The following is a 26,143-nucleotide window of genomic DNA, read 5'->3' on the forward strand; positions in this document are numbered from 1 at the left end:
CAACTATTCTGACGCTTTTTATTACATTCCATTAATAATCTCAACTTTTAAATCATCTAATTCATGTACCAATACAGTATAATCATCGATTGTTTTTGGTTCGTCAATATTCCGTTTAACCTCTAATAAACGATGTACTTTTGCAGAGGAGTATTGACCAAGTTTTGAATTATGATCCCACCAACAAACTTTATGTACTTCTATACTTCCTTCAGGGCGTGCTGCTGATGCATCATTTTCAAACAATGTAACCAGTGCATTTTTAATCTTCTCCGCATCTTCGTTAGTAAAGCCTGTCTTTTCTGCTAACTGTGTATTAATACTTCCATAAAAAAGATAGACTCCAAAATCAGCACGCTGCTTCATCCCCATCGTATCTGAACCCTTATCCTTGCCAGACTCAGAATTTACACTTTTCGTAATATGCATACTAGTAATGTCAATCGGATCAACACTCGTTGCCGTATGAATTGAAGCAGGTCCTCTTATTCCAACAGAGAAACTAAATTACTATCAATTATCTTATCAGTCTTACTCCACACACTTACAAGAGGTGGGACATAAACCCTGAGGGTCATAAGTACCGCTTGTAAATTTCAATCCACACACCTATATGAGGTGCGACTTATAGCGACTTTTTTGCGTTGCACAAGGGGGTATTTCAATCCACGCACCTACTAGAGGTGCGACATCCATTTGTTGTTACTTATGAACTACCGCCAATGATTTCAATCCACGTACCTACTAGAGGTACGACTTTTCTTTAATAAATGGTTGATTAACTTTTTAATAAATACGCTTTCCTTCAATATCCTATTTCAATCCACGCACCTACATGAGGTGCGACGATACCGTTTGAATCGATGTTTCTCATAGTGTCATTTCAATCCACGCACCTGCAAGAGATGCGACTTTCATTTAATAAATTGATAGAGTATATCTTTATAAGAATACTTTCTTTCAACTATTCTAACGCTTTTTATTACATTCCATTAATAATCTCAACTTTTAAATCATCTAATTCATGTACCAATACAGTATAATCATCGATTGTTTTTGGCTCGTCAATATTCCGTTTAACCTCTAATAAACGATGTACTTTTGCAGAGGAGTATTGACCAAGTTTTGAATTATGATCCCACCAACAAACTTTATGTACTTCTATACTTCCTTCAGGGCGTGCTGCTGATGCATCATTTTCAAACAATGTAACCAGTGCATTTTTAATCTTCTCCGCATCTTCGTTAGTAAAACCTGTCTTTTCTGCTAATTGCGTATTAATACTTCCATAAAAAACATAGACTCCAAAATCAACACGATGCTTCATCCCCATCGTATCTGAACCTTTATCTTTCCCGGGCTCAGAATTTACACTTTTCGTAATCTGCATACTAGTAATATCAATCGGATCAACACTCGTTGCCGTATGAATTGAAACAGGTCCTCTTACTCCAACAGAGACACCTTTTCCAGCTCCCCCTTTAAAGGCAAAAACTTGTCCAAAGCTTCTTACATCAATCCACTCTTTACATGCAATTGCAGCAAATTGTTCATGTGGATTATCCTTCGATTTTAACGCTTTGACTAAATCTACATTGGTTTCTGCTCGTTCCCTTAAACTATTAAATTGGTCTACCTTCCTGTCATTTGATTGAACAAAAATAGATTCTTCCATGTCTTGCAGACGATTTCTAATCTTTCGTTTAATGGCTACATCAGAGATTTCACCATGTCCATCATAATTTTGTCTTGGGCGATTTCCATTCAAAGGATCTCCATTTGGATTAGCCTTTGTAACTGATAAAACAACTGCAAAATCGATTTTATGATCTAAAGGTTTCATTTTTAATTCTCCTCTCCAATATTTACTACATCATTTAGTGAAACATTTTTTTCTTTTTTTTGATACAATTCATGCCGTTGACTATAAAAGCCTAACAAGTATTTTCCAGACAGTGGTTTATTATTAAAATCTTCAATTTTTATCATTGAGCCAATCTCATCAATTAATTTGTTATAATACCAAACTTTCTCCCCTAAACGTGCTTGATACGGTTGTAGGGCCCCTTGAATGGTCCTCCATGTTCTTTCCGGATGTTGAGAAAAGGAATTCATATATCTCCTAGCATTTGTAGCACGTTGGTCACCATTATTTAATGCCTTTCTTTCCAAAACATCCGCAACCGCTAGAAGGCGTCCGAAGAGATAATCTCTATTATTATTTTCCTTATCTAATACCAATTGATATCCCTCCATTGTATTAATTAATGCACATGTAATACTTAATGTTTTTTCCCATTCCCATTTTTCCATTGATAGAGGGTTTGATGCACGCTGAAAGGCACTTCTAACAATGTCGAAAGGGATTTTTCTCTCGTCTATGATGCAAGGAAGCATACGCTCCATCAAACTCTTGACTACTTTTTCGTTTGCTTTTGGCCCATAAGCAGCAAATGCAATATCTCTGGTTGACGGTGCCCCATAAAATTTAACAAATTCATTCTCTGCATTTTTACGGTAACCATGCTCCCAGACACATGTAGAATGCCAGTTCTTTAACTTATTTAAATAAAGGTTTTTATCCATATTACGATAGTAAAGAACTGCTAATCTGCCTGTTGTCGCTGAATCAAGCAAGAAAATATTTACATTTTCACTGGAAGATAAATTATTATTATAACCACCAATTGCCTTAGCAACTTCATTGGCAAATTGTTCATGTGTATAGGATTTTATTTCTCGCTTTTTAGTTCCTCTTATATCCATTGAAAATATATTGTAACTGTCCTCTACAATATCTGGAACATCTTCTGCATCATTGCCCCATACAAGAAATACACGTTGATCGATAATTTTTCCTTGCTTGTTAATAAGCCATTTCAATGCATTATGTGCTTTTTGGGACACATCATAGCTAATATTCGCTACTTCATTTGACGTAGTAAATCTTCCTCTAAATGTGAAACCTCTTGAATCATTTGAAGAGATTAACTTTGCTTGATCACTGGCATTTCTAATCTTTTTCGCATGTTTATCAGTACTCGGTTTTATTTCCCCTGTAACATAGCAGTAATCTTCATTATCTAGGAGGCCATCATAAAAATTAATAAAGGAGTTATGTATTTCTTTGTCTTGCCATACCTTTGATAGCATCTTATTTGGCGAATACACGGTAAATCTAATAAACGCAGCTTCTTGGCCAGCTGGAAGCACTGTAAAGATTTCGGGCTTGTTCCCAAGAAAAACTTCAACTTTTTTATCCCATTTCCCAATCAGTTTTTGGTTTTCATCAAGCCATAATATTTTTGTTTCTACCAAGTCTTTCACTAATTGTTTTTTTCTTAAGTATTTGTAAATGCTTTTTAATTTATCTGTAGTATATGGGGATTCCACCCAATTCCTTAGCTGTTCGATATAAAAGCCAAATGACTCCTCTTCTTTTCTACTGCCGCCGTATTCACCAAAATCACCTGCAACGTAAGTTAATTTATCATGTAATGGATGGGGAACTTTATACGCTCCGGTACCAGACCTACTTGCAGAGTCTTCTGTACAAGGGATCAATGTATTGGCGTCGCTCTTATCTATGACTGTTGCTGAATGGAACTCCCCTTCTTCTGTAATTAAAACTTCAATATTTGCTGACTGAGTAGTGTGTGAAATAGGTAGCAATGTATATTCTTGGCCATTATATTTTTTTTCAATTGTACCGACTCGATCTAAATTTGATTGATAGGTCTCATACAAATTCAATAGCCAACTCATTTATTCACCTCCTTCTTCTAATTGTTTTATAAGCTCATCAACTGATTCAACGTTTGAACTGTCAAAAATCTTTGGCTCCATCTTGGATATTTTACGGATTTTTGTACATTCTTCTGGTCGGATGAATTGAATAATTCCATCTCTCATTACCGGATTCCATAATCGAACCTCTAATTCATTCCTACCTGTTTCATCAGGATAATTAAGCCCATGAACCATTGTGCCTAAATGAATATCTCCACCATAATTATCGTAAAAGCCTTCTCCTTCACCAAAAACACAAGGCTCCACATATCCTTGGCATTCTCTCGTTCCTAAAAAAATGTCTCGCCGTCCTCCAACTTTAAGTGAACGTTTTAGGATGTTATGATGCTTATATTCATTACGATCAAAAGCTAAATCAGGTCGATGAGGATTAAAGATAAAATGTGCTTGAACTTGGTATCTTACATTCTTTAAATATGTGTAATTTGCGAGTGTATTTCCACCACCATATTCAATTGGACGAATACCTTTTGATTCCATTTTGATTGCATTCATAATTCTTATTTTATCTACGATCATAAGAAGAGTTGGCTTCCAGTAAATTGATTCGACAATCCCTTTGATAGCTTGATAAGTTGGTACTTGGTAAGTTAACTTTTCTCCTCCCATTTTCATCAAAGGATCTGTGAAAAGTGCGTAATCACCAAAAACCTCAAATTCAATAGCATTCCGCAAAGATTCTTCCTCCTTTTTCATTTTCTATATTTTTCTAGTAAATTAATGATACTCCTCCTATGTAACTATATCAATATTTAACGATTATATATTATATGAAATTTAAGAATTCTTTTGATATGGTATAAAAACATGGATTAAAAACCCTATCTCAAACAAAGATAGGGTTTAAAATATAGCTGTCTTAAAATCACTCTCATTAAGCACATTCAGACCATATTCATCATTATAAGCACTTTCCTTCAAGGCTAGAATTTTCCCATCAAGATAGTATACGAGTCCATCATTTATTATCAATTTTTCTTTTTCATAGTTGAATAAGTTAACTGTATACTGCTGTGCCTTTCGTAATAATCGACTCAAATCCTCAATGGAGTTATTGCTATTTAATTCTGCGATAATATCCTTTCCTTCTTCATATGGGACAATAACTGAAGTGGTTAGATCATCAATGACGTTAAAATGTTTGGCTGCTGTCTGGTAGCTATTTATAATAAATAATGGAATATCTTTTTTATCATGTTTATGAATATATGCTCGACGATAGCTATTTTCTATTCTTGGTACGGATAATAACTCAGTCATGTTCTTTTTTAGTTTTGGAATAAAATAATCTAGATCGGATTCAAATTCTCTATAATATTCTTTAAAATACCTCTTCATTGCCTCTCTTGATAAAATATGTCCTCCATATATTTTATCGTTATGTTTTAAATCCATAAGGATTTTCTTAGTTATTTTCTTTCCAATTTTAATTTCCTTTAAATGACTTAAGCTTTCCTCTTCATAATCAATCACATAGACATTCTGTATGCCCTTTTCACCGTGGCGATTACATCTTCCTGCAGCTTGTGCTATAGAATCTAACCCTGATAAAGAACGAACAACACACTCAAAACTTACATCTACACCTGCTTCAATTAACTGTGTGCTGATGCAAATGATTTTTCTTCCTTCCTTGAGACATTCTCTAACTTCTTCTAAAATTTTATGTCGATGTGCTGCACACATTGTTGTACTTAAATGATAAATAGGGACATTTAATCCTTGACTCTGTAATTGTGTATATAAATCTCTCACAACTGATTTTGTATTTAGAACAATGAGGATACTTTGTACTTCCTCTATTTTTGTATGTATAAATGTTTTGAGTTTATCTTTATTAAAGATTTCATTAGTTGCTTGATCAATGATTTTTACCCTTTTAAATGCTTCAATTACATGATCAAGGTTATTAATCATTTCAGCATCCGTATTTATGTCTAATTTTTGTTCTACAAAGTCCAAAGCAGGTTGAGTAGCAGTGCAGAGGACTATACTGGAACGAGTATATATTTTTAAAAAATTCAATGCTTGATTAAATAATGAAACACATGAAACAGGAACTTTTTGTACTTCATCAAAAATAATAATTGCCTCACTTAAATTATGGAGTCTTCTAGTATTTCTATTTCCCTTTGCGTAAAACACATTTAGAAACTGAACCATGGTTGTAAAAATAATAGGAGAATCCCAATTATCTTTAGCTAATTTTAATTTTTGTTGTATGCTAACCATACCGTCTTCATTTTCATCATGCTCATTCACTTCTTCAACTATATTTGAATGATGTTCTAAAATATTTTCTTCATCCTCTAATATTCTTCGAACCTCTTCCGCATTTTGCTCGATAATTGTTGTAAAAGGTACAACATAAATAATTCGTTTTTTATTATAGGTTTTTGCATGTTTTAGTGCATATCTTAAGCTTGCTAATGTTTTACCACCACCAGTGGGAATAGATAACGTATATATTCCTGATGGCCTCTCAGCGAACTGATCACACTGATCTGACATGTCTGCTCTCAACATGTTAATAGGGGTATTTGCATTCTGCTGTTTTTTGAAAGCATTAATTTTTAACATGAGTCTCTCGTAGTATTTCTCAAATAACACATCAGAATTAATTACGGATTCTACAGATTCTACACTTTTTTCTTCTTCAAATAATCGAGTGTTTGTTCTATCGGCATCAATTAATGTACTAAAGATGAATTTAGTTAAAAACATTAATTGTTTTTCAGCATTTTCTGGGGATTCTTTAAGTAGGAAACTTTCTAGTTCTACAGTAGCTTTGTTAACATACTCATGAAAATCTTTCTCTTTCATGACATGTTTAAAAAAGAATTGTTGTGTAACATCAAATTCTCTTAATTGCTTATCTCGCACTCTATTTAAATAGGGCGATTCTAAATCTGGATTTAAAAAATCTTGAAGGTATCCGTGGTGAGAAATAATGGCATTTCCCACTATCTCAGATATTATCCCTTTGTAAGGAATTATATTTTCTGTATGGAATAATTGATATAACAATTTCCCCCCTGCAGTTGAATGGTCAACACTCCCCTTTTTAGGTGGAGAATTAGGATTATTTACTGCTTCCAATATATATTCTTTAAACTCATTGGTGTATTTCCCCATATCATGGAGCATACCGGCTAAACCAGCTAAATATTTTATACCAATTTTTTCTCCATAGGTTTCAGCTAGTTCTTTTACTCCTAATAAATGCTCTTCGACTGTTTGTACTTGACTGTCACTCTCGCGTATATGAGCAATATAGGTCATTCAATCTCCCTCCATTTTATATTTTTTACATGTTTGTTAGATACTGCAGATGTATATACTTCCAGTTGAGTATCTACTAAACTGCAGAGTGTTTTAAAACCAGAGCATTGCTAATTTCAATCCAGGCACCTTTTGAGGTGCGACATGAAGAACCTGAAAAAAGATATATGTTATTAATACTTCAATCCACGCACCTACATAAGGTGCAACTTCATTGCGTTGTCTTCTTGACCACCTGTTTGTGATTTCAATCCACGCACCTATATAAGGTGCGACTATGAGCATTCCAGATAAATATAAACCCTAGGTAATTTCAATCCACTCACCTATATGTGGTGCGACCATGACAAGCCAATGACTCCTGATAAACCAATGGTTTCAATCCACGCACCTAAATGAGGTGCCACATTAATAAAGTCCGCTTGTACACCAATTGGCATATTTCAATCCACACACCTATTTAAGGTGCGACTATTTTGGTCTAACCGGTGGTGCCATTTTACAAATAATTCAATCCATGCACCTACTTAAGGTGCGACTTCCATGTTGATAAATAACCCCTTTGTTGATTTATTTCAATCCACGCACCTATATGAGGTGCGACTTTTGTTCCGTTAACCAAACCTCGTTATCTACAAATTTCAATCTACGCACCTATATGAGGTGCGACTTAGTTAGCATAATTTTATCTCCAGGCATACGTGATTTCAATCCACGCACCTATACAAGGTGCAATGTTAATAAAGTCAGCTTGTACACCGATTGGCATATTTCAATCCACACACCTATATGAGGTGCGACTGCATGAGTTCCGCTTATTACTCCTTGTATACCAATTTCAATCCACGCACCTATATGAGGTGCGACTAAGATTTACAGATTATCAAACAGGGGAATTTTTATTTCAATCCACGCACCTATATGAGGTGCGACGGTTGAGCCGTAAAAGATGAAACTGGACCAGGAGATTTCAATCCACGCACCTATATGAGGTGCGACACCGATTTGTGTTCAAAATCAATCACAAATACTTTAATTCTATTCAAGAGTATACAAATATTTTTATTTAATAAAGTAATTTGTATAAAAATCATAAATTCCAATAATAAATTATGAGAATTCCAGGTGCGAATGTACTAGGAATTTCATGTTTACTTTACATTCGCACCTAAAAAATTAAAATAACTTTTGGTTAATCTATTACTATTCGATTCATAATTATGAAATATTGGTATTTTTATAGAATACAACACTTTTTGTAAATTATATACATATATTAATTTTTAGAGCGTTTTTTTGAACTTAACATCAAATTCCCTATTCCCCTAAATAATGTTCCATGCAATTTTCACAGAGATATTCTTCACCATCAATATTTTGGTTATATGTTACTTCACATCTTTCACACGTAGAAACTTCATGCTTCGCTCCACAATTTACACATGTTCCTGTTTCCCATATATCGTCATTAGTACATACATATTCTTCTCCACATTCTTCACAGGGAAAATCGGCAACCGGGCTATTCCCCCCATTTTTTGCAGTAGTATACATTTCACTCTCCATTTTATCTTTTAAATCGGGAAAACAGTCTTCTATGAATTCATTAATTTGTTCTACAAATTCATCAAATCCATTTTGAGAAAACTCATTATATGATGTAGGGAGATAATATCCAAGTTCCTTCTGAAATTCGGCTCCCCCATTTTTATATTTTAAGCTACATTCTTTCATCACTTTCTCATTTATAACTAATTTCAGTAATACTTCACTTTCACCTTGTTGTACTTCTTCGATATATAATTTACTCTTAACTTCTAAAATATCATCATTAATTTTACTAGATATAATTAGGAGGTCTTGTTCTGACTCTTCAATTGACATTTTATTCTTTTCAATTTCTATATCATTTCTAAAATAGTATGTATCATCAATGTTTTCTATAAATAGATTAATTACTTCTTCGAATTTATCAAATATCATATTTGCATCTAAGATTGAAACTCCTGCTTCTTGCTCCATGATATACAATTCATGCAATTCTTTTTTATACTCTTCTTCCTCAATATATTCTAATACTTCAGTTTCTTCCTCTTCAGATAATTCCTTATCAAATTCTTTTTTAGCTACATCCAAATATTCTTCAACATTACTAATATTTTCTTTAATTTTATTAAATGCGTTGAGATCTAATAATTTATTGTGTGCAACATGATTTCGATTTTTACAAAAGCGTTCCCACTCCTCAATAAAGTTCTCAGGGAAATATTCTTTGAAAATTCCCTCCCATAAATCTTCCTTTACATCCATATTTTTTTTCATTTCATTAACTATTGCTTTATAATTTTGAACGAGATTTACTGCTTCTCCATTCTCCTTTATACCTTCAAGCATTACTTCTAATTTAGTGAAATCTTGTATCTTAAGTTTTTTGACTTGATATCTCATTATTTTTAGTAAATCATCTGTATCAATTGACAATAATATATCATTTACATTTTTAAATGACTCTGCAGCCATCTTATAATCGTTTTGTCTTTTTTTATATTTTTCTTTTAAATATGATGGACTATAATTTTCCCACCAGTCCACTCCTTTCCTCCTAATCATTTTCATATTAATAAATTGCCTTAACTTGTTTTCAACACGATAAATTTTTCCATACAGTTCTTCTGAAATACTTGTAGATTGTTCATCTTCTAACCATACGCATTCCGCCCAATCTTTCCTTAACTGATTTTTGATATGAAGTTTCAATTCATGCAAGTTATAGTCAAAATCGTTTGCATGTATTTTTTGTGGTTCTATTTTTATGAACAAATGTTGAATCCCTTTATATGTTTCCAACGTCATTTCCGTAAAATACAGAGCAGTACTATTTTTAGTCTCTGTCTCTATCTTTATCTTCGCTGCTCTCTCAGCCTCTTCATAAATATAATAATTTTTCACTAACGGAACCTCAGAAATACTTCTATTTTTATTTTTTAGATAATTCATCGGCAATTCTTTCTTCGGCTTTACCATTACAAATTGAATCATAAGATACCTCCAATATTCTAAAAAAGTATATAAATTATGCATTTAACTTACCACCATTATACAAAACTCACATTGGTTATGCCTTAACTTTCTAAATAATCAACTTATTCCCTGTTATTCCATACCCCTTATCTCCACCATAAAAACAAATAGAGACTTTCTTTTATACTAAAATAAAAATTAAATTTGCAACGCCTTTCCCGAGTCGTATACCTATCCTACTAACAAAGTCAGCTACTAATTCAAGCGTATATTAACCCTATTGTATTTCTTTATAATACATGTAACAGCTAAGAAACCATTCTTAGACATCAATTAACATCCATGATTGTTCTTAAATTATTCCTTAGCTCAAGAAAAATGTGATAGAAAATAAGACTTACTCTGTTCAACATTTTATTTCTCATACAAAAAATAACCGTCCAAAATTGGGACGGTCATTAACCACATTAATATATAAGACACATTTATACAGACTATTTATCACATCTTATCAATTATAACCTGCCTTTTATACCACCGGTTCAGCTTCTCCTTAGCAACACCTGAAAGACGCTTAGTCTTTTGATTGTAGAATCTTGAAAGAGTAGGTTGGGATATGCCTATCTCTTCTGAAAGCTCCCTCATTGTAATACTCTTCTTCGTATGCAAAAATACAATCTTTTCACGAATCAAATGTTCACTTTCATCCACACTTATAGGTTTACTTTCTTTCTTGGCAATAATTGTTTCTGCTTGTATTACATTAGTATTTTTCTTTTTGACCAAACTCTCCATTGAATTCATTAACTCTTTAGGTGGTAATATCCTAATACCTAACTGCGAGTAATAATTTTTAAACCAATTCTTCTTTGTTAATTGCTCTTCATCTAAGCCATTTTCATACTCCCAATGAGAAATAACCTTTTCACGTTCTAAATCCATTAAGACATTTTCTAATTGGTCTCTAATTCTATTAGGTTTTTGATTCTGTTTAATATCCATTACTGCTAAAAGTCCTTTATCTCCACCTATAGAATAAGGTCTGCTTAAACTAGAAAACATTTGTCGAATTCTCCACTGCCATGTCAAATATCGAATTAATCTTTTATGGTACTTATGTCGATAACTATTGTATTCAAGTGCCTTTTTGGAAAGTAATGCAGTTGTACTACTCGAACCGTATAAGTAACTTGACAAGAAACTACCTGGTTTAATTCGGCATGACTCTATTCCCATATATTCATTTGTATTTTTATCTCTCCAGAGAACTACTGAATCTAGTACAAAAAGTCTTTTTATGATTTCACGTTTTACTTCGTAATGTTTACCGGGCTCTGCACGATCATTTAATACTACAACCTCATTTTCATCATTAAGGTATATAAAAATACTTGCTAAAGCAGCAATTCTTTTAGCAACTTTAATCTTATCTTCAGCTCGATAATATTCAACTCCATTAGCTTTTGCCTTTGGAATACTACACATTTCTAAAACTTGTTCATATGAAAAATCTATGAACTCATCTGGTGATTTGGCTTCATTCAACCATTGAATAGTGATAGAATCAAGACAATCTGCTGTTAAGTCATCCATATTACTCATAACACCATCCACAAGTGTATTCCATCGAGCTGCTTCCTCTATATTTGTTAACCTTAAATCCTCATCTTTATGAGAAGAAAGTTGAGCTAGTCCATTACTATCCTTTGTTTCAATGGGGTATGACTTTATTTTCGTATCTTCATCCTCTTCAAATTGATTCTTCGCAATTCCATCCCTTAATTTATAATAAACAGCAGAGTTATTAACCTCATAATAATCATTTGGTTTTACCTGATTGTTATTCTCTAACGGAATAGATTCCATTTCATTATTAGTCTTTATAGGCTTTAAAAACTCCTGATGAATAAATAAATCTATTGCTTCTTGTATTTCTTCTTTATATTGATCGATCTCTGTGAATATTTGTAATGAAGAAATCCCTTTTTTTTGCTGCTTTTCAAGCCATTGTACGAGCATTGAAAAGGAAGGAGAAAGATATGAAGAAGTTACTATCTTGCTGTTATCTTCTTTCACATCCTTATAATAAGCATTCCATTTATGCCACAATGCCTCGTTATCTTTATAAAGTGGTTTCGATATTAATAATGCATCACGAAACAATTGAATAACATTATCCATACGCCCCCTCCTTCTTCGTTAAATTTTTAACTATTGTTATTTCAAGTTGAAATAATATAGCTATATGAATTCCCTTATATAAAAACATGAAAAATTATCAGAAATTTCTATCAAATAAACTTCAATATTAATGACGTTTCATCACATATCATTCAAGTTACTTCTTTTATTTATTATATAGAACGACAACAATTTGTAAAACATAGCTAGTGTAAAACCTAATTTCTAATAACATTAACACCATAAAATAAGATTATCTTCATATAAACATGAAAATCTATAGCGGTATCATGTCCGTTTCGAGATAAAGATGAAAATCGTATCAAAATCTTTATTAAAAATAATAAATGAAAAATTTTTTTCTTACCCCCCTATATCCCTGATATAAAAGGATTTGTCCAATCCTCTTAATATTCAACGTGAAAACATATAGCTATATCATGTCCCTTTTGAATTTATCTTAAAAGGCTTAAAACTGCCTATATATCAATGTTTATACTACTAATTTTCATTTTAAAAGCTCTTTCCCTACATGAAAACTTATAGCGGTATCATGTCCTCTTATTTCAAAAACATGAAATACAAAATAGCTATATGGTGTCCCTTTTGAAAACTCTAAAATTTGATATGACGCCTATTACATCAATGATTTAAAGCTATCCCCCTAAAATCCATCGAACATAATAAGATGAAAATCTACAGCGGTATCATGTCCGTTTCGAGATAATCTAAATTTACTAAAATCATTATTAAATCAAGCTTTACAAAGGTTTTCATTCCTATTCTTTCAATTTCTAGAAAGATGAAAATTCACAGCGGTATCATGTCCTTTATTTTTTTTAGCATATTCATGAAATCCCTTATGGCTCTAAGCTTCATGGGACTTTTCATCTTTTCATATTTCGTCTTAAAGGGGGACATTTTTACTTTTTTCGATTTGCTATAATCAAAATTGGTATATTTTATAGTATTTTGGCATATATTTCTGAATTTGTAGAACGGAGGTGAAAAAGATGGGGAAATCATTTGTAATACGAAATCAACGTAGCTTAAATGGGGAAACAACCAATGCTGTGTTAGTAACAATAAAATCTTGGCAAAAATTTGTGGAAACATTTGAAGAGAAATACTATAGCTATAAAGATACATATTTAGAAGATATTCTGCAGCACATGACATACGAAGAACGTATTGCTGACGTAGAAGGCTTTGTCGAAAAAGCCAAGCCATCTTTTTCACGTCGCACGATGTCTGCACTTGCAGAAAAAGCGGGAAGAAAGCATAAATTATACGGCATTACAAATGCTGATCTCGAAGTGTTCTTATATCTACATAAGAAATGTTTTACTAATGGTGTCATTCCAAATGTAACAATACATATGATGTGGGAAGATTACAAGCAATATAAAGAAGAATTTGCTTATATCCAACACTCTCAATTCTATATTGCATTAAAGAAATTAAACTTACATAACATTATCTCCATTGAAAACGGACTAGATGGCCGTTATACAATTAAACTCACTCATTTTATGAATGAGGAAACAGAAAAAGCAAATCCATACGTATATATTAGTCCTGTTGTATTTACAAAGGCTTTCTTTAAGCTATCTGTAGCAGCTAAGAAACTATTCTTAGACATTGCGATGCAACAACATACGGAAACAACATTAAAGCGTTCTTTAGACAAGCAGGACGAAAGAGGAAACAAAACTCACTTCGGTGGGATGTATCGTTTCTTACATAAAAAATATCCGCATCAGATCCGTGCGGTTATCGAGGAATTAACAACTGCATTACCATGTACGGGGAATCCCCTATTCAAAATTTGTAAAATGCAAAAAGGTGTAAAGCATACAAAACGATATACGACGTTATATCTGTCTATCCATTCAGACTTCTTATGTTCGAAAGAAGCTGGAGAAGAACAACATAGGGATCCATTTACACCAAGAGCTACCTATGCTCGAAAAGCGAAATTTATCGAAGCAGTCCTACAAGAGATGAATATCGGTGAATTGTCTGCAGACATGAATAAATTCATTCATGTATTAAAGCATACTTGTCATCGTCAAATTCGCAGTGTAATCCGCGGACTACGTGACATGGTTGATCGAAAAGAAGGATATCCAACGAAAATTGTATATACATTGAAGAAATTATTGCATCAAACATCTCAATATCAAATTCTCGATACAGCAGCAAAAGAAGGTATCTACCCTCTTATTGCGCAGCATATACCAAAAGAGAGAAATAGTGACCGTGAGCAAGCTGTCTTTAATTTCGGTTTACATTATTCTATGTACTCTCTTCACAACATTAAGAAGATGTTTAAGAATGTGCATGCACTACTGAAGCAGAAGTTTGCGGTACCAGTGACGGAAGAGTCTTATCACCGTAATTATCTAAAATACCAGGAAGAAACGTTATTTAGAAAATATGCATATGATCAGGGTGTTAATCTCCATGCATATATCGCTTTAGAAATTGAAATGCGTGAAAAACTAAAAGTTCGTGGTCATAAAGAACGCACGATTCCAAGTGATGTACGTGAATGGTTTATCGAGGCAATTGATAAGCTGCCACAAGAAAAACTTCGTGTTATTGAACTACCAAAGCAGTTTAATTTACTAGAGTTTATGCGTACCTTCGAACGTTTAGTACGTGCTGGAGTAACAATAACAGCTCCAGATCAGGTGCTACACGAAATGGAAATAAAATAATAGTAATGAGCTCTCTATTTTTGAAAAAATCGAAAGTGGAGGGCTATTCGTGTTTGTTTCATTAACACCCCTTTTCTACTACTCTACTTATAAATACCAAATCGACAGGACTTCATATAAAATGGAGTCTTTTTTTATGCAATTCTATACAAATTCAATTCTAGCAATATATAACTCTCCACATAACACCAGGGATTATTCTTCTAATCTATTAAAACCTATCTTATAATACCTACAAAAAATCAAAAGGAAAATTATAAAAATAGTGGATATGCGGACAAATATGGTTCAATGTGAATATAATCTTTCTATAATCATTGTAATTACTAATGTTGTTGTATTTATCTAATAAAAATCATCAATAATAATGTGAGTTATGTGCAAATACTGTGTAATGTTAACAAATAACTACATTTTCTGAACAAAATGTGGATAATTGAACGCTAGATACTGCTGTATTTAACAAAATAAAGAAAATAAAGCCTATTTCCATAGTTGGATAAATATAAAGTGATTTGTATCAATTTCTTTCCGATTTCATGTAGAAATATATAATTCTCTTTATGCTTTTTTGTAGAATTGATAGTCTAATAATCATTGAATTTCCGTATACATTTTCTACTATTTATGATTTTTTACGTTCTAACATCAAATTTTCCCTTGTGGGAGTAGATCTTTCCCCTATTTTTGATAACCTATAATAGTTTTATCTTTATTTTTTTTTAATATATAAGATATATATTTATAATAGATTTTTAATACAGCTAGTCTGATTGTTAATAAGATGTCCAACCTAATTGAAAATATTTGTAAATTACGTTATAATAATGGTAAATAAACATATCATTACCCACATACAAAAGGACAAACCTACGTATCCCTACCAGGGCGAGGTTTGTCCTTTTTTCATTTTAGTAAACAATTCATATTTGGAGGATTAAACATGACTGTACTTAAAGATACGACTTACATAGAAATGTATACCTATAACGAGATTAGATTTTTCAAAGGGATATTTTGGGGACTAATCTTTGTAGTTCCCTTTTGGAGTATTATGATAGCCACATTCATTTGGCTTTGTAAATAATAATCAACATATCAAAAAAGCAAAGGGTTGTTTGTCCGTTTGCTTTTTTGATATGCCAGCAACCGTGCGTAGCAAAGGGCGGTAGCAGGTCTTTCACTTATTTTCTGTTATAATATATCCTAAGAAATTAGGTGATTATTATGAACGAAACAATTTGCTTAGAGAAAACATTAGAGGATTTTTCAACGTATTTAAATGAAAAAGGACGAAAACATTCTACAATTCAACGTTATGCATACGATATTAAGGATTTTTTTAAGTGGTTAGAAGTAAATGAAATAATTTTTCATATCAAATCATGGAATGAACTTTCTGAAGCAGACTATCAGATGTATTTCTCTGAGTTAGAAGACAAACGTAAATATTCTCAGAAAACAAGACACAGAATATGGGTTGTTTTAAAGAAGTTACACATGTTTTTAGGTATAGTTAGTCCGTTGGATGGTATTAATCTCTCTTTAATTCCGGATCAATCACTAAATGATAATGATTTTATTACCGAAATGGAAGAAAAGCTTTTAAAGCAAACTGTTCTATCAATAAAGGGATTAACGGAAAGACAAGCCCAATATCGGCCTTTAATCATGGATAGAAACGCTTGTATAATTAATTTAATAGTAAACTATGGTTTGTCTTTACAAGAGCTTGTATCGCTTAATATGACCCATATACAGTTTGCTAGAAATATATTAATGATACCTGGGGAAAATGGAGCAACTAGGTCTGTCTTTTTAACTATGGAAGATATGCAGCAGCTTTATAAATATTACACGACTATTCCAGAACCCGTAAGACCTAGACAACACACAGATAATCCTCTATTTGTGGCATTTGATTTTAATCGAGGTACGTATCGTTGGGTATACGAAAAGGATATGCCAAAAGCTTTGTCTGAAGTTGCTATACAAAAGATGATACGACTTGAAGTGAAACGAGCGGGACTAAAAAGGCGTATTTCTGCGCAGCAGATGAGAAACACTTTTATTCTCCGTCTTATTAAGCAAGGAGTAACTGAAAAAGATTTGGTAAGTAGGATGGGGTTCAAAACTAAAATATCTTTAAAAAGATATTATCAATATTTACAGTGACCTGTAAGTAGACTTAGAATAAATTTTGATGAATACTTTTTTTAAAATATAGTAACTTTATTTCAACTCTATACTATTTGTTAATTAAAAAATTGAAAGGTTGATTTGATTGAAAGGAAATATTTTTGGGCAGAACCTTAGGAATTTAAGAACATTAAAAGGAATTAGTCTACACAAATTAGGTATCGAGTTAGGAGTAACAGGAAGTGCGATATCTTCCTGGGAGCTAGGAAATAAAGAACCAAACTTTGATATGGTAAAAAAAATTGCAATCTATTTTTTGGTTAGTACAGATTACTTGTTTAATCATCAGGTTTTAGATAACGTGGAACATGAAAAAGCAGTTGTTACACAGTTGGCTCATAAATTGTACGGAAAATGCGAAGATATTCTAACATTCGAAGAGGAACTACTCTCTTATATTGGTTATTTAGATTTCAAAAATAAATCCAAACATGTAGCATTAAAAAATATTGAAAATGAGAATGAAGAAAAAGATTCCTAATACAATACATAACACATAATATATCAAAAATGATCTTACCTTAAATGTATTAATCACACTAAAATAAAAAGACGTATTCTATTTATAGAACACGTCTTTTATTAATGTATTTTTCTTATATTTATTAAGCTATTAGAAATGCCTCGTTTCCTAATTCCTTAAGTACTTTTGCAAAGAGATGGTTTGTCTCTTCGGATAGTATTTCCTCTGTTTCTATTAATCTAGACAGTCTATTTGTAAACTCTGCAGCATACAAAAGCTTCGTACTAGCTTTTTCATCTTCTTTAAATAATTGTTCATTCTTCATGGATTGAATTAATAGCTGAATTAGCATTTGTTTATGTTGTTCGTTCTTCTTTCCATGGTACATATCCATTCCTAACCAATGACGAACAATTCGTTCAGCGTCTCTTGCTTCTGTTACATCTACTCTAGATACAACAAAGGTTAGCTTGTTCCATGTTAATTTTGCAACTTCATTGGAATAATTTGATGGAAAAAAGAAAAAGCTTTGTTGTGTAATTCTTTGCCGCTCTTTAATCCAACGAAATAGTTCCTGCTTCCCTAGATGAATATCTATTTCTACAAAAAATACGGGAAATGGAGACGTTGTTTTTTCCTCATTTATAGTACAATCGGGTTTGAACACTAATTCACCTAGATATGCGTGGTGTATAGGCTCCAATTCATCTCGGTATACTCTAATTCCATCCGTTTCATACCAGGCTTGCAGTACTGCTTCAATTTCTTCTTCAGAAATAAGACTCGTATTCATCATTTGTTGTGTAAAAAGTAGATACTCTAAAAGCATTCTTCTACCTTCTACCGTAAGCCCTCCTGGTGCATAGTCTCCTTTTTCTGTGCGATCAAACATAATATAATCATATTCAGCATGATTTTGAATTGAAAACAAGTCCGAATCCCCTTTATTTTCGTTTTTAAGGAGTGTTTGCAGACTTCGCCTATTCATTACATTCCGATAACGAATATCGTTTCTAATGGAGCGTAAGAAGCTTTTCCATGATTGTAGATAAGCATAATCTGTATATCCTTCGCTTATTAGTTGGGTTAGCATTTTATCCTCACCATTCATCATAAGGCAAGTCCAACAGCCACTACGCGAATTTGCAGCTCCACAAGCATTTCCTTGTTGTTTTCCGCCTGTTTTTATGCCGCATTCAAACATAGCTTGTCCGTATTGTATACTCATTTCTTCAACGTCCACACCAAAAGGCAGTATCCCTCTATCTAAAAGCAACATCCATACTTCATCACCGGTTAAGAATTTGACTGGATTAAAGCAGAGTATATTTTTCATGTCATTGTGACGTGAAAATAAAGATTCATTACTTACTGCATATTTTTGAATACTATGTCTTCTACGTGCGCTTTCTTCGTTACGAACGGCCAACGCAAGGACGCCATCATACTCTTCAAAGCAGTCTACTACTTTTTTAGTTTGGGAATCTATTAGTATTTCCTTCATCTTACGTTGCATGGGTTTAACTTTAAGGGAATCAGTACACCATCGTAGTCTACTATTTCCTGTTGGTGGAAGAACACCTCTACCTAGTAGTTTGTACCAATATGAATCTTTCATTAATGGTCTCACACTATGTACTATAAACGGAAGATTATACTTATCCGCACTCTTTTGGATTTTCTTTAATGTACGTGAGATATACGCAGTCATAACAGGTGTTTCTATCCCAACCTCGGAAGTTAATATATGAATAGGTTTTGTACGAGCTTCTAGCGACAGCTCGGAAATCGCATCCCATAGCAATGTCAACATAGCAGAACTATCTTTCCCCCCGCTATAACCTACAAAACAACAATCGCGAGATAAATAGACTTTTTTCATTTTCTCTTTAATTTGTGTGTAAATGTCCATAATTATATTGTTAGCCCCTAGCAAAATAAGATTTTATTTTGTTATGTATGGGGCATTCCTCCTCTTTTTTTAAATAGAAAAAGAGAGTCCCTTATCATAGGCACTCCCTTTTATATATTTCCTCTATTTTTAATCGATTTCGATTTCATTTATATTTAGCTTGTTTAAGATCTTTTTATAAAAACGCATTACTTTTTGAGCATGCTGTATAGCAAGTAACCCATCTTGAACGGTAAGGGCTTCAAAATACGGATAACGAATGTCAGTAGCATAACCATTTAGCTGCACGCATTGTTCTAAAATCAATGAGAACTCCTCATCTAATCTACAACAAAATTTATGCAGCATTAAAAGGTTATGAGTTTTAGGGACTGGCCTACCGTTTAGTGCAAGAAATCCTTTTAGGAGTTTCTCCACACATTGTTGACTATGATAACAAATAATTGCAGTGGGGAAAGGTTTCATATGAGATAAGTAGCTAGCAGAATCTAAATCGGATTTTGCAATGAATACCCACTCTTTTAGATCCTCAATATTTCTCATATAAGATCGTCCCTTCTAGAGCAATCTTATGTTCCATAGTTACAGTACGGCTAGCACGTTCTTGAAACTCTTCTGGTCCATACACTAAAATATCAACTGGCGTTTCCATTACATCGTAAATCCCCCAATTGATACGATTAATGACTTCCCTTTTTCTTTCTCCTACACCTTCCACAACAATACAGAGATCAAAATCACTGTCTTCATTTGGTGTGCCATATGCATGAGAGCCAAAAAGGATGATTTTTTGGACAGAAGATACAGTTTCACGAATCTTTTGCACCAATAGGTCCAATTCCCTTTGTACCTCTTCGTTAATCCGAATCACCCCTCGGATAATGTAATTAAATTGACGTTTAAGTATATTATACATGCGTTTCTCTTCTCCCTGCTATTATATATTTTTTTTATTGTTTTCTTGTTTTCTTGTTTTCCAACGTTTTGCAATGCTTGATAACATTCGTATCCCTGCTTGAATTCTTATAAGGGGCTACCGTCTGCACTACTATTCCCTCTTTTACTTATTAAAACAATATATGGTACAAGCTTTTTTCCTTTTGCAATATTGATAATAATGCTCATTATAGATATCCCCCGAAATTTATTTTGAAAGTGTATTCCGTAAGTTTCTTAGATATGAAATTGATAAATTTGTAATCCTATGTACGGTGTACAAGTCAAATGAGTGCATCAATAGTATCGATGCAGCATGAATAACTCCTTCCTCCTGCACAATGGAAATAACATATTGAAGTAAATTCGCCTGCTTAATAAGTGTATGTATATATACTGGATGGGCATTTGAATCTATATAAGTACCCTTCCTCTGGCCTTCAAGTGCTTCATATATTTGATTTATCTCTAGCTTGCACATAAATTGAAATAGCTTATAGTCATGATGTGGTTCCTCTAATATTGGCTCAATCTTTATAAGCAGAAACATATAATGTTTAATATTTGTAAACATTGCGAATTGGATAGTTTTAAATGTCCTCATAATAAAAGAAGGAGACAAAAAAATATGCCTCCTTTACGCCCCCTTGTATATTTATTTTAGAAATCTAAGCAAACCCCTGTTATTGAATACTCACCTGCAAATATGAACTTAAGATGAATACAGTAAAAGTTACTTACCGTATTTCTATTTTTCCTATCTCTGTGAATTTATTCAAAAAAAGACATTGAACTAGGTCGTTCAATGCCTTCTCTCTTCTTACATATTTGTGTACTCGAAGTACAATTTTTCCGGTTCTCCATACTTATTAATTTCATTCTGATATATAGCAGCTAATTGCTGTGACATTTCAATGCTCTCCATATAGGATAATGAAGTAACTGCTTCTATTTTTTCTTTAATGTTATTAGGAAGAACTGAATAAGATAAGCTATTCATCTTACTCCCTAATTTAGTTTCTGTAGCAGCTTCATAATAAATCTCAGTAATTAGAACTTCATTATCATCTGGATCGTACATATACCCTCGGTTAACTGTAATCATATTATATGACTCCTCTCTGGTTTACAAATCCTAATCTCTAGTGTTTTTAGCATTGCAACAAGTACCCTACTTCTATATATATTCTCTAGTTTTTAATTTTTATATTCCAATCTTTATCTAGTTTACTATGAATTAGAAATTATTCTCTTTCTTTTATGTCAAATTCAAAAATCTTTAACAATAATAAGAAACGCTGTAAACCTAGTGCTGTTATTCACATTATTTTTTAATGGTTATTACCTGTGTGCTTAACTTTTAAACATTTCGGTACCTTATACAATCGAAGATAGGATATGTTTCTGTTAAATAAAGGCCCATTGTTTCATGGTTATTATGAGTATTAATGACTTTCATATTCTTTTTCTTATGCCATACTTTGTAAAATTCCATATAATCTCTCCTCTAACTGAAACAAAAAACACAATAGGTGTACTTTTTATTTCGCATATTATTAGCCCCGAAGGTCTACGTACAAGTGATTCCTAACTTAAAGACAACACAAAAAGGGCTTCTTTAAGTCGATTAAAAACGTGCATAGCAAAATAAGCTATATATACACTAATCGGCCCAAAGAAGCCCTTTCACAATTGAAACAAGACACAAAACTTGCTTCTACAACTCAACCACAACACAATAAGGTGTGGGAATAAACGGAATCAATTAAACAATAAATATACGTTTATATTAAACTAATTTTATGTCATATTCAAACGTTTTTAATGAAACGAAGATAAGAAGGGACTTTCTATGCAGCTGTTATATGTATTGAAGAATAGTGCCCCTATTTCCCCTACTAAAAATCCCTTCTTATTTTCAATTCTTGGTGTTACTTCATGTACTGCAGTTCGAAATATAGCTTTTCTGGTTTTTGATTTTGGTCTAAATAATAAAGTATTTCTTGAATAGTTTCTTCTTCTACTTCCATACTTTCCATATAAGACATACTTTCGTTTTCTTGGATCTTTTCAAAAATGGAAGTAGGTAGCTTGTCTGCAGCAAACACACTCATTTTACTTCCTAGCTTTTGTTCGGATGCAGTGTTGTAGAAAATTTCGTTCACAATGACCTCATTATCATCTGGATCGTACATGTAGCCTCTTTGTATACGTAGCAATGTGTTACCCCTTTCTTATATATTCCTTCACATGAAATAAATATATTTGTATATATTGTTTTTTTCTGTATAAAGGTGTCAAAGAATATTATTTCGTAAAATCCGTACTTTGTATAGAGGTAGATACAGGATTATTAGTTTTCTTATTTTTTTTTTGGAATATTGCGTCCTTTTTTAAACATTTCTTAAAAAAAGAGAAGCTCATATTCTTTTACGAATGGCTTCTCCGAAAAAATGTTACTCCTTTCTTTTTAAACAAAGTTACACCCACCATATCTGTGAAGGATTTTCCTCAATTAAAATAGATTGAAGATTCTTTGTGGCACGTTTAAATCCTTCTTGAATAGACATGAGTGGATCTTCGTGTTCAATACTTACAACATAATCATATCCATATGTACGAAGTGCACTCATCATTTGCGACCATTCATCTAAGCTATGGCCACAACCAACAGAACGGAACGTCCAAGCTCTTGTTTTCACTTTACCGTAAGGCTGCATGTCTGTTAAACCATACATATTCACATTTTCTTGATCAATGTAAGTGTCTTTTGCATGAAAGTGATAAATTGCATTTTCTTTCATTAATAACCTAATAGCAGCGATAGGGTCAATTCCTTGCCACCATAAATGGCTAGGGTCTAAGTTAGCACCTATTGCATTGCATGTCTCTTCACGTAGTTTTAGTAATGTATATGGCGTATGTACTAAGAAACCACCGTGAAGTTCTAAACCAATTTTCATACCATGTTCTTTTGCAAATTCACCAACTTGTTTCCAATAAGGAATGAGTTTTTCTTCCCATTGCCATTTTAAAATATCGTTGTATTCATTTGGCCATGGTGCAACAGGCCAATTCGGGTATTTTGCGTTTTCATGGTCACCTGCTACGCCTGAAAAACAATTCACAACAGGTACGTCTAGTAGTGAAGCGAGTTGAATGGTTTTTAACAATGTTTCATGGGATTCTTTTGCAAAAGCAGTATCCGGGGATAAAGGATTTCCGTGACAACTAAAAGCGCTAATGATTAAATCTCTTTTTTGTACATGTTCTATATATGTGCTTCTGGCTTGTTCGCTTTCTAATAATAAATCTAAGTTACAGTGCGATCCTCCAGGATAACATCCTGTACCAATTTCTACAGCATGCAAACCGGCTGCTTGTACATAATCTAGCATTTCTTCAAACTCCATATGAGAAAAAAGTGTTGTAAATACTCCTAATTTCATTTATCTTCCCGTCCTTTCTACATGTGTGTTACTACTCTCGTAAATTGCATCAATAATTTGTGATACTTGCAGCGATTCCTCAGGTTTTACAATTAATTCCTCGTCGTATAAGCAAGCTTTTATAAAGTTTTCAGCTTGCAAAATTCCAGGATCACTGTTAGATCCTATCCAAATAGGTTCACTATTTAATAGCATATTATGTTTTGTTGTATATAATTCAATTGGAAAAACATTCATTCCACCGTTTACTCCGGAGATACTTACTTGTTCTTCATCATTTTTAATATTTGCTGCCCAAGAAGTTTCAAATATTAATGATGCTCCATTTTCAAACTTTATGTATGCGGTAACATGATCATCAACTTCAAATGTTCTATAATCATATTTCCCCCACATGTTTATTTGATTTGGTAGCTTACTAACTGCATTATAGACACTACCAATGACTTCTGTTTGTTTTGGATTTCCAATTAACCATAGTGCTAAATCAAGAAGATGACAGCCGTAATCTATTAAACTTCCTCCACCTTGTAATTCTTTATTTGTGAAAACGCCCCATCCTGGCACTTTTCGGCGACGGAGTGCCTTTACACGAACAACAAGAGGCGTTCCAATCTCATCTATCATCATTTTTTTTGCAACTTGTGACTCCTTCATGTAGCGATAATGATAAGCGATAGCAAGTTTTTTACCGCTGTTTTTTGCAGATTCTATCATTTGTTCACATTCTGTCGCTGTTAAAGCCATCGGTTTTTCACATAATACATGTTTCCCTGCTTGTAATGCTGCGATAGAAATCTCAGAATGAAACTTATTTGGTGTACAAATACAAACAGCGTCAACTTCTTTAAAGACTTCTTCATATGTTTCAAATACATAAGGAATGTTATATGTTTCAGCGGTTTGTTTTGCGCGTTCTATGTTTCTATCATGTATAGCCGTAATCGTACAATATTCATGTAACTTTACAAATGCAGGGATATGGCGACCTTTTGCAATTCCTCCGGTCCCTATTATTCCAATGCGTAGTTTCTTCATGTCTTCACCTTTTCTCATAATGGAATTGTAACAATTTGTTTTGTTTCACTTGATTGTATGGCTGCTAAAATGACTTCTAACGATTTCATTCCTTCTACGCCATTAATTAACGGCTCTTTATCAGAAAGAATGGACTCTACAAACCGCTCAATCACATGTGAATTACTTTGACTAACTGCAGCATTCGATTGAATTTTATCAAGCTCATATTTTACAACTTCACCATTTTTATATTGAAGAATGAGTGAGTAAGTTGGATCATCTTCCAGGCGAAGAGTGGCCTTTTCACCATAAATAATTGTTGAATTATCTTCTTTGCTAACGTAAGACCAACTTGCTGCAAGTGATCCGATAATACCACTTTCGCTTTTCAACACACATACTGCACAATCATCTACATTCGAAAATGTTTTTGCGCTCGTCTCAACAAGGGCGCCAACTTCTGTAATTTCTTCATTCAGGACATACCGAATTAAATCGGCTTTATGTACACCTAAATCACCCATTGCACCAAGAAACGCTTCATCTTTTTTAAAGAACCAGCTCTCTTTTCCGTCTACACTCCAATTTTCAGGACCACTATGACCAAATGCTGTACGGAAGCTATATATTTTTCCGATTTCTCCATTTTCAATCAACTGTTTTGCCTTTTGGTGAGAAGCGACAAAGCGCTGGTTATGACCAATCATTAACTTTTTACCGTTTTTTTCAGCAGCATCAATCATCTTTTGGGCGTCTTTTTTTGACGTCGCCATTGGCTTTTCACATAGTACATGAATGCCTGATTGTAAAGCAGCGATAGAGATTGATGCATGTAAATCATTTGGTGTACAGACACTCACTGCATCTAACTCTTCACAATTGATAAGCTCGTTAAAGTCAGTGTACATATTTACACCATATTTATTGGCAATTTCTTTTGCGCGTTGTTTATTACTGTCACAAACAGCTACAATCTGCACATATGGGTTTGCTTGGTATTCTGGTAAATGACGATACTGCGCGATGCTTCCGCAGCCAATAACACCTACTTTTAAAATATTCACTATCATATCCCCCTTTTGCTCGATTTGAAATTATTATAGAAATTTATTCAATTAAAAAATATGCCATATATCGTTATGTTTAT

The 26,143-nt window shown here is 33.0% G+C and carries 18 protein-coding genes and 3 pseudogenes; 3 read left to right on the forward strand and 18 right to left on the reverse strand.

Going from position 1 to position 26,143, the window contains the following annotated elements:
• Positions 1-21: 21 nt before the first annotated feature.
• The 9 genes and pseudogenes from cas7c (ACTFRH_RS26650) to ACTFRH_RS26690 all read right to left on the reverse strand — a co-directional run.
• Positions 22-498 (reverse strand): annotated as a pseudogene (cas7c, locus tag ACTFRH_RS26650) (type I-C CRISPR-associated protein Cas7/Csd2); the annotation flags it as partial.
• A gap of 484 nt (positions 499-982) precedes the next feature.
• Positions 983-1,843 carry a type I-C CRISPR-associated protein Cas7/Csd2 gene (cas7c, locus tag ACTFRH_RS26655; protein ID WP_098286583.1) on the reverse strand — a complete coding sequence of 287 codons (861 nt, stop codon included), beginning with the start codon at positions 1,841-1,843 and terminating at the stop codon, positions 983-985.
• A gap of 2 nt (positions 1,844-1,845) precedes the next feature.
• On the reverse strand, positions 1,846-3,765 hold the full coding sequence (gene cas8c, locus ACTFRH_RS26660) for a type I-C CRISPR-associated protein Cas8c/Csd1 (RefSeq protein ID WP_440048848.1): 1,920 nt from the start codon (positions 3,763-3,765) through the stop codon (positions 1,846-1,848).
• Complete coding sequence (gene cas5c / locus ACTFRH_RS26665; RefSeq protein WP_088060708.1) at positions 3,766-4,485, reverse strand: type I-C CRISPR-associated protein Cas5c; 720 nt, start codon at positions 4,483-4,485, stop codon at positions 3,766-3,768.
• Between the two features lie 168 nt (positions 4,486-4,653).
• Positions 4,654-7,092, reverse strand: a complete 2,439-nt coding sequence (gene cas3, locus ACTFRH_RS26670; protein ID WP_440048847.1) for a CRISPR-associated helicase Cas3' — start codon at positions 7,090-7,092, stop codon at positions 4,654-4,656.
• Between the two features lie 93 nt (positions 7,093-7,185).
• The gene (locus tag ACTFRH_RS26675) at positions 7,186-7,377 is read right to left on the reverse strand and encodes a hypothetical protein (protein ID WP_440049332.1); all 192 of its coding nucleotides are present in this window, start codon (positions 7,375-7,377) and stop codon (positions 7,186-7,188) included.
• Positions 7,378-8,409: 1,032 nt separating this feature from the next.
• Complete coding sequence (locus ACTFRH_RS26680; protein ID WP_440048846.1) at positions 8,410-10,131, reverse strand: hypothetical protein; 1,722 nt, start codon at positions 10,129-10,131, stop codon at positions 8,410-8,412.
• A gap of 483 nt (positions 10,132-10,614) precedes the next feature.
• Positions 10,615-10,812 (reverse strand): annotated as a pseudogene (locus ACTFRH_RS26685) (helix-turn-helix domain-containing protein); the annotation flags it as partial.
• Between the two features lie 65 nt (positions 10,813-10,877).
• A pseudogene (locus ACTFRH_RS26690) lies at positions 10,878-12,294 on the reverse strand (XRE family transcriptional regulator); the annotation flags it as partial.
• A 1,013-nt stretch (positions 12,295-13,307) separates the two neighbouring features.
• Between ACTFRH_RS26690 and ACTFRH_RS26695 the strand changes: the two are divergent.
• The 3 genes from ACTFRH_RS26695 to ACTFRH_RS26705 all read left to right on the forward strand — a co-directional run bounded on the left by ACTFRH_RS26695 (position 13,308) and on the right by ACTFRH_RS26705 (position 17,697).
• The gene (locus ACTFRH_RS26695) at positions 13,308-15,017 is read left to right on the forward strand and encodes a hypothetical protein (protein WP_440048845.1); all 1,710 of its coding nucleotides are present in this window, start codon (positions 13,308-13,310) and stop codon (positions 15,015-15,017) included.
• A 1,227-nt stretch (positions 15,018-16,244) separates the two neighbouring features.
• Positions 16,245-17,192: a tyrosine-type recombinase/integrase gene (locus ACTFRH_RS26700; RefSeq protein ID WP_001006006.1), complete on the forward strand. Its 948-nt coding sequence runs from the start codon at positions 16,245-16,247 to the stop codon at positions 17,190-17,192.
• Between the two features lie 109 nt (positions 17,193-17,301).
• Positions 17,302-17,697, forward strand: a complete 396-nt coding sequence (locus ACTFRH_RS26705) for a helix-turn-helix domain-containing protein (protein ID WP_000677977.1) — start codon at positions 17,302-17,304, stop codon at positions 17,695-17,697.
• 124 nt (positions 17,698-17,821) lie between these two features.
• Here ACTFRH_RS26705 and ACTFRH_RS26710 read toward each other — a convergent pair whose 3' ends face one another.
• From ACTFRH_RS26710 to ACTFRH_RS26750, 9 genes are all read right to left on the reverse strand, one after another.
• Entirely contained in the window at positions 17,822-19,594 is a 1,773-nt protein-coding gene (locus ACTFRH_RS26710; protein WP_033703635.1) for a phosphoadenosine phosphosulfate reductase domain-containing protein, read from the reverse strand.
• Between the two features lie 126 nt (positions 19,595-19,720).
• Positions 19,721-20,134 (reverse strand): HEPN domain-containing protein, encoded by a 414-nt coding sequence (locus ACTFRH_RS26715; RefSeq protein ID WP_001244157.1) that lies wholly within the window; start codon positions 20,132-20,134, stop codon positions 19,721-19,723.
• Entirely contained in the window at positions 20,121-20,507 is a 387-nt protein-coding gene (locus ACTFRH_RS26720) for a nucleotidyltransferase domain-containing protein (RefSeq protein ID WP_000282360.1), read from the reverse strand. The genes ACTFRH_RS26715 and ACTFRH_RS26720 overlap by 14 nt, the downstream gene beginning before the upstream one ends.
• A gap of 228 nt (positions 20,508-20,735) precedes the next feature.
• Complete coding sequence (locus ACTFRH_RS26725) at positions 20,736-21,131, reverse strand: hypothetical protein (protein ID WP_033703634.1); 396 nt, start codon at positions 21,129-21,131, stop codon at positions 20,736-20,738.
• A gap of 216 nt (positions 21,132-21,347) precedes the next feature.
• Positions 21,348-21,632, reverse strand: a complete 285-nt coding sequence (locus ACTFRH_RS26730) for a hypothetical protein (RefSeq protein WP_000633820.1) — start codon at positions 21,630-21,632, stop codon at positions 21,348-21,350.
• Between the two features lie 826 nt (positions 21,633-22,458).
• A complete protein-coding gene (locus ACTFRH_RS26735) occupies positions 22,459-22,722 on the reverse strand; it encodes a hypothetical protein (protein WP_000272219.1) in 264 nt (87 codons plus the stop codon).
• Positions 22,723-23,007: 285 nt separating this feature from the next.
• Positions 23,008-23,976 carry a sugar phosphate isomerase/epimerase family protein gene (locus ACTFRH_RS26740; protein ID WP_000766050.1) on the reverse strand — a complete coding sequence of 323 codons (969 nt, stop codon included), beginning with the start codon at positions 23,974-23,976 and terminating at the stop codon, positions 23,008-23,010.
• Complete coding sequence (locus ACTFRH_RS26745; protein WP_003304095.1) at positions 23,977-25,014, reverse strand: Gfo/Idh/MocA family protein; 1,038 nt, start codon at positions 25,012-25,014, stop codon at positions 23,977-23,979.
• A gap of 14 nt (positions 25,015-25,028) precedes the next feature.
• Complete coding sequence (locus tag ACTFRH_RS26750; RefSeq protein ID WP_001023514.1) at positions 25,029-26,060, reverse strand: Gfo/Idh/MocA family protein; 1,032 nt, start codon at positions 26,058-26,060, stop codon at positions 25,029-25,031.
• Positions 26,061-26,143: the final 83 nt, after the last annotated feature.

The organism is Bacillus cereus group sp. MYBK216-1 (assembly GCF_051916495.1).
Classification (GTDB): Bacteria; Bacillota; Bacilli; order Bacillales; family Bacillaceae_G; genus Bacillus_A; species Bacillus_A thuringiensis_K.

Bases quoted from the DNA above. Each gene is read 5' to 3' on its own strand.
- ACTFRH_RS26675 (WP_440049332.1), bottom strand. From the start codon at position 7,377: ATGCTCATAGTCGCACCTTATATAGGTGCGTGGATTGAAATCACAAAC.
- ACTFRH_RS26720 (WP_000282360.1), bottom strand. From the start codon at position 20,507: ATGTATAATATACTTAAACGTCAATTTAATTACATTATCCGAGGGGTG.
- ACTFRH_RS26740 (WP_000766050.1), bottom strand. From the start codon at position 23,976: ATGAAATTAGGAGTATTTACAACACTTTTTTCTCATATGGAGTTTGAA.
- ACTFRH_RS26700 (WP_001006006.1), top strand. From the start codon at position 16,245: ATGAACGAAACAATTTGCTTAGAGAAAACATTAGAGGATTTTTCAACG.
- ACTFRH_RS26745 (WP_003304095.1), bottom strand. From the start codon at position 25,014: ATGAAGAAACTACGCATTGGAATAATAGGGACCGGAGGAATTGCAAAA.
- ACTFRH_RS26695 (WP_440048845.1), top strand. From the start codon at position 13,308: ATGGGGAAATCATTTGTAATACGAAATCAACGTAGCTTAAATGGGGAA.
- ACTFRH_RS26725 (WP_033703634.1), bottom strand. From the start codon at position 21,131: ATGAGGACATTTAAAACTATCCAATTCGCAATGTTTACAAATATTAAA.
- cas7c (WP_098286583.1), bottom strand. From the start codon at position 1,843: ATGAAACCTTTAGATCATAAAATCGATTTTGCAGTTGTTTTATCAGTT.
- cas3 (WP_440048847.1), bottom strand. From the start codon at position 7,092: ATGACCTATATTGCTCATATACGCGAGAGTGACAGTCAAGTACAAACA.
- ACTFRH_RS26715 (WP_001244157.1), bottom strand. From the start codon at position 20,134: ATGAGAAATATTGAGGATCTAAAAGAGTGGGTATTCATTGCAAAATCC.
- ACTFRH_RS26680 (WP_440048846.1), bottom strand. From the start codon at position 10,131: ATGATTCAATTTGTAATGGTAAAGCCGAAGAAAGAATTGCCGATGAAT.
- ACTFRH_RS26735 (WP_000272219.1), bottom strand. From the start codon at position 22,722: ATGTACGATCCAGATGATAATGAGGTCATTGTGAACGAAATTTTCTAC.
- ACTFRH_RS26730 (WP_000633820.1), bottom strand. From the start codon at position 21,632: ATGATTACAGTTAACCGAGGGTATATGTACGATCCAGATGATAATGAA.
- cas8c (WP_440048848.1), bottom strand. From the start codon at position 3,765: ATGAGTTGGCTATTGAATTTGTATGAGACCTATCAATCAAATTTAGAT.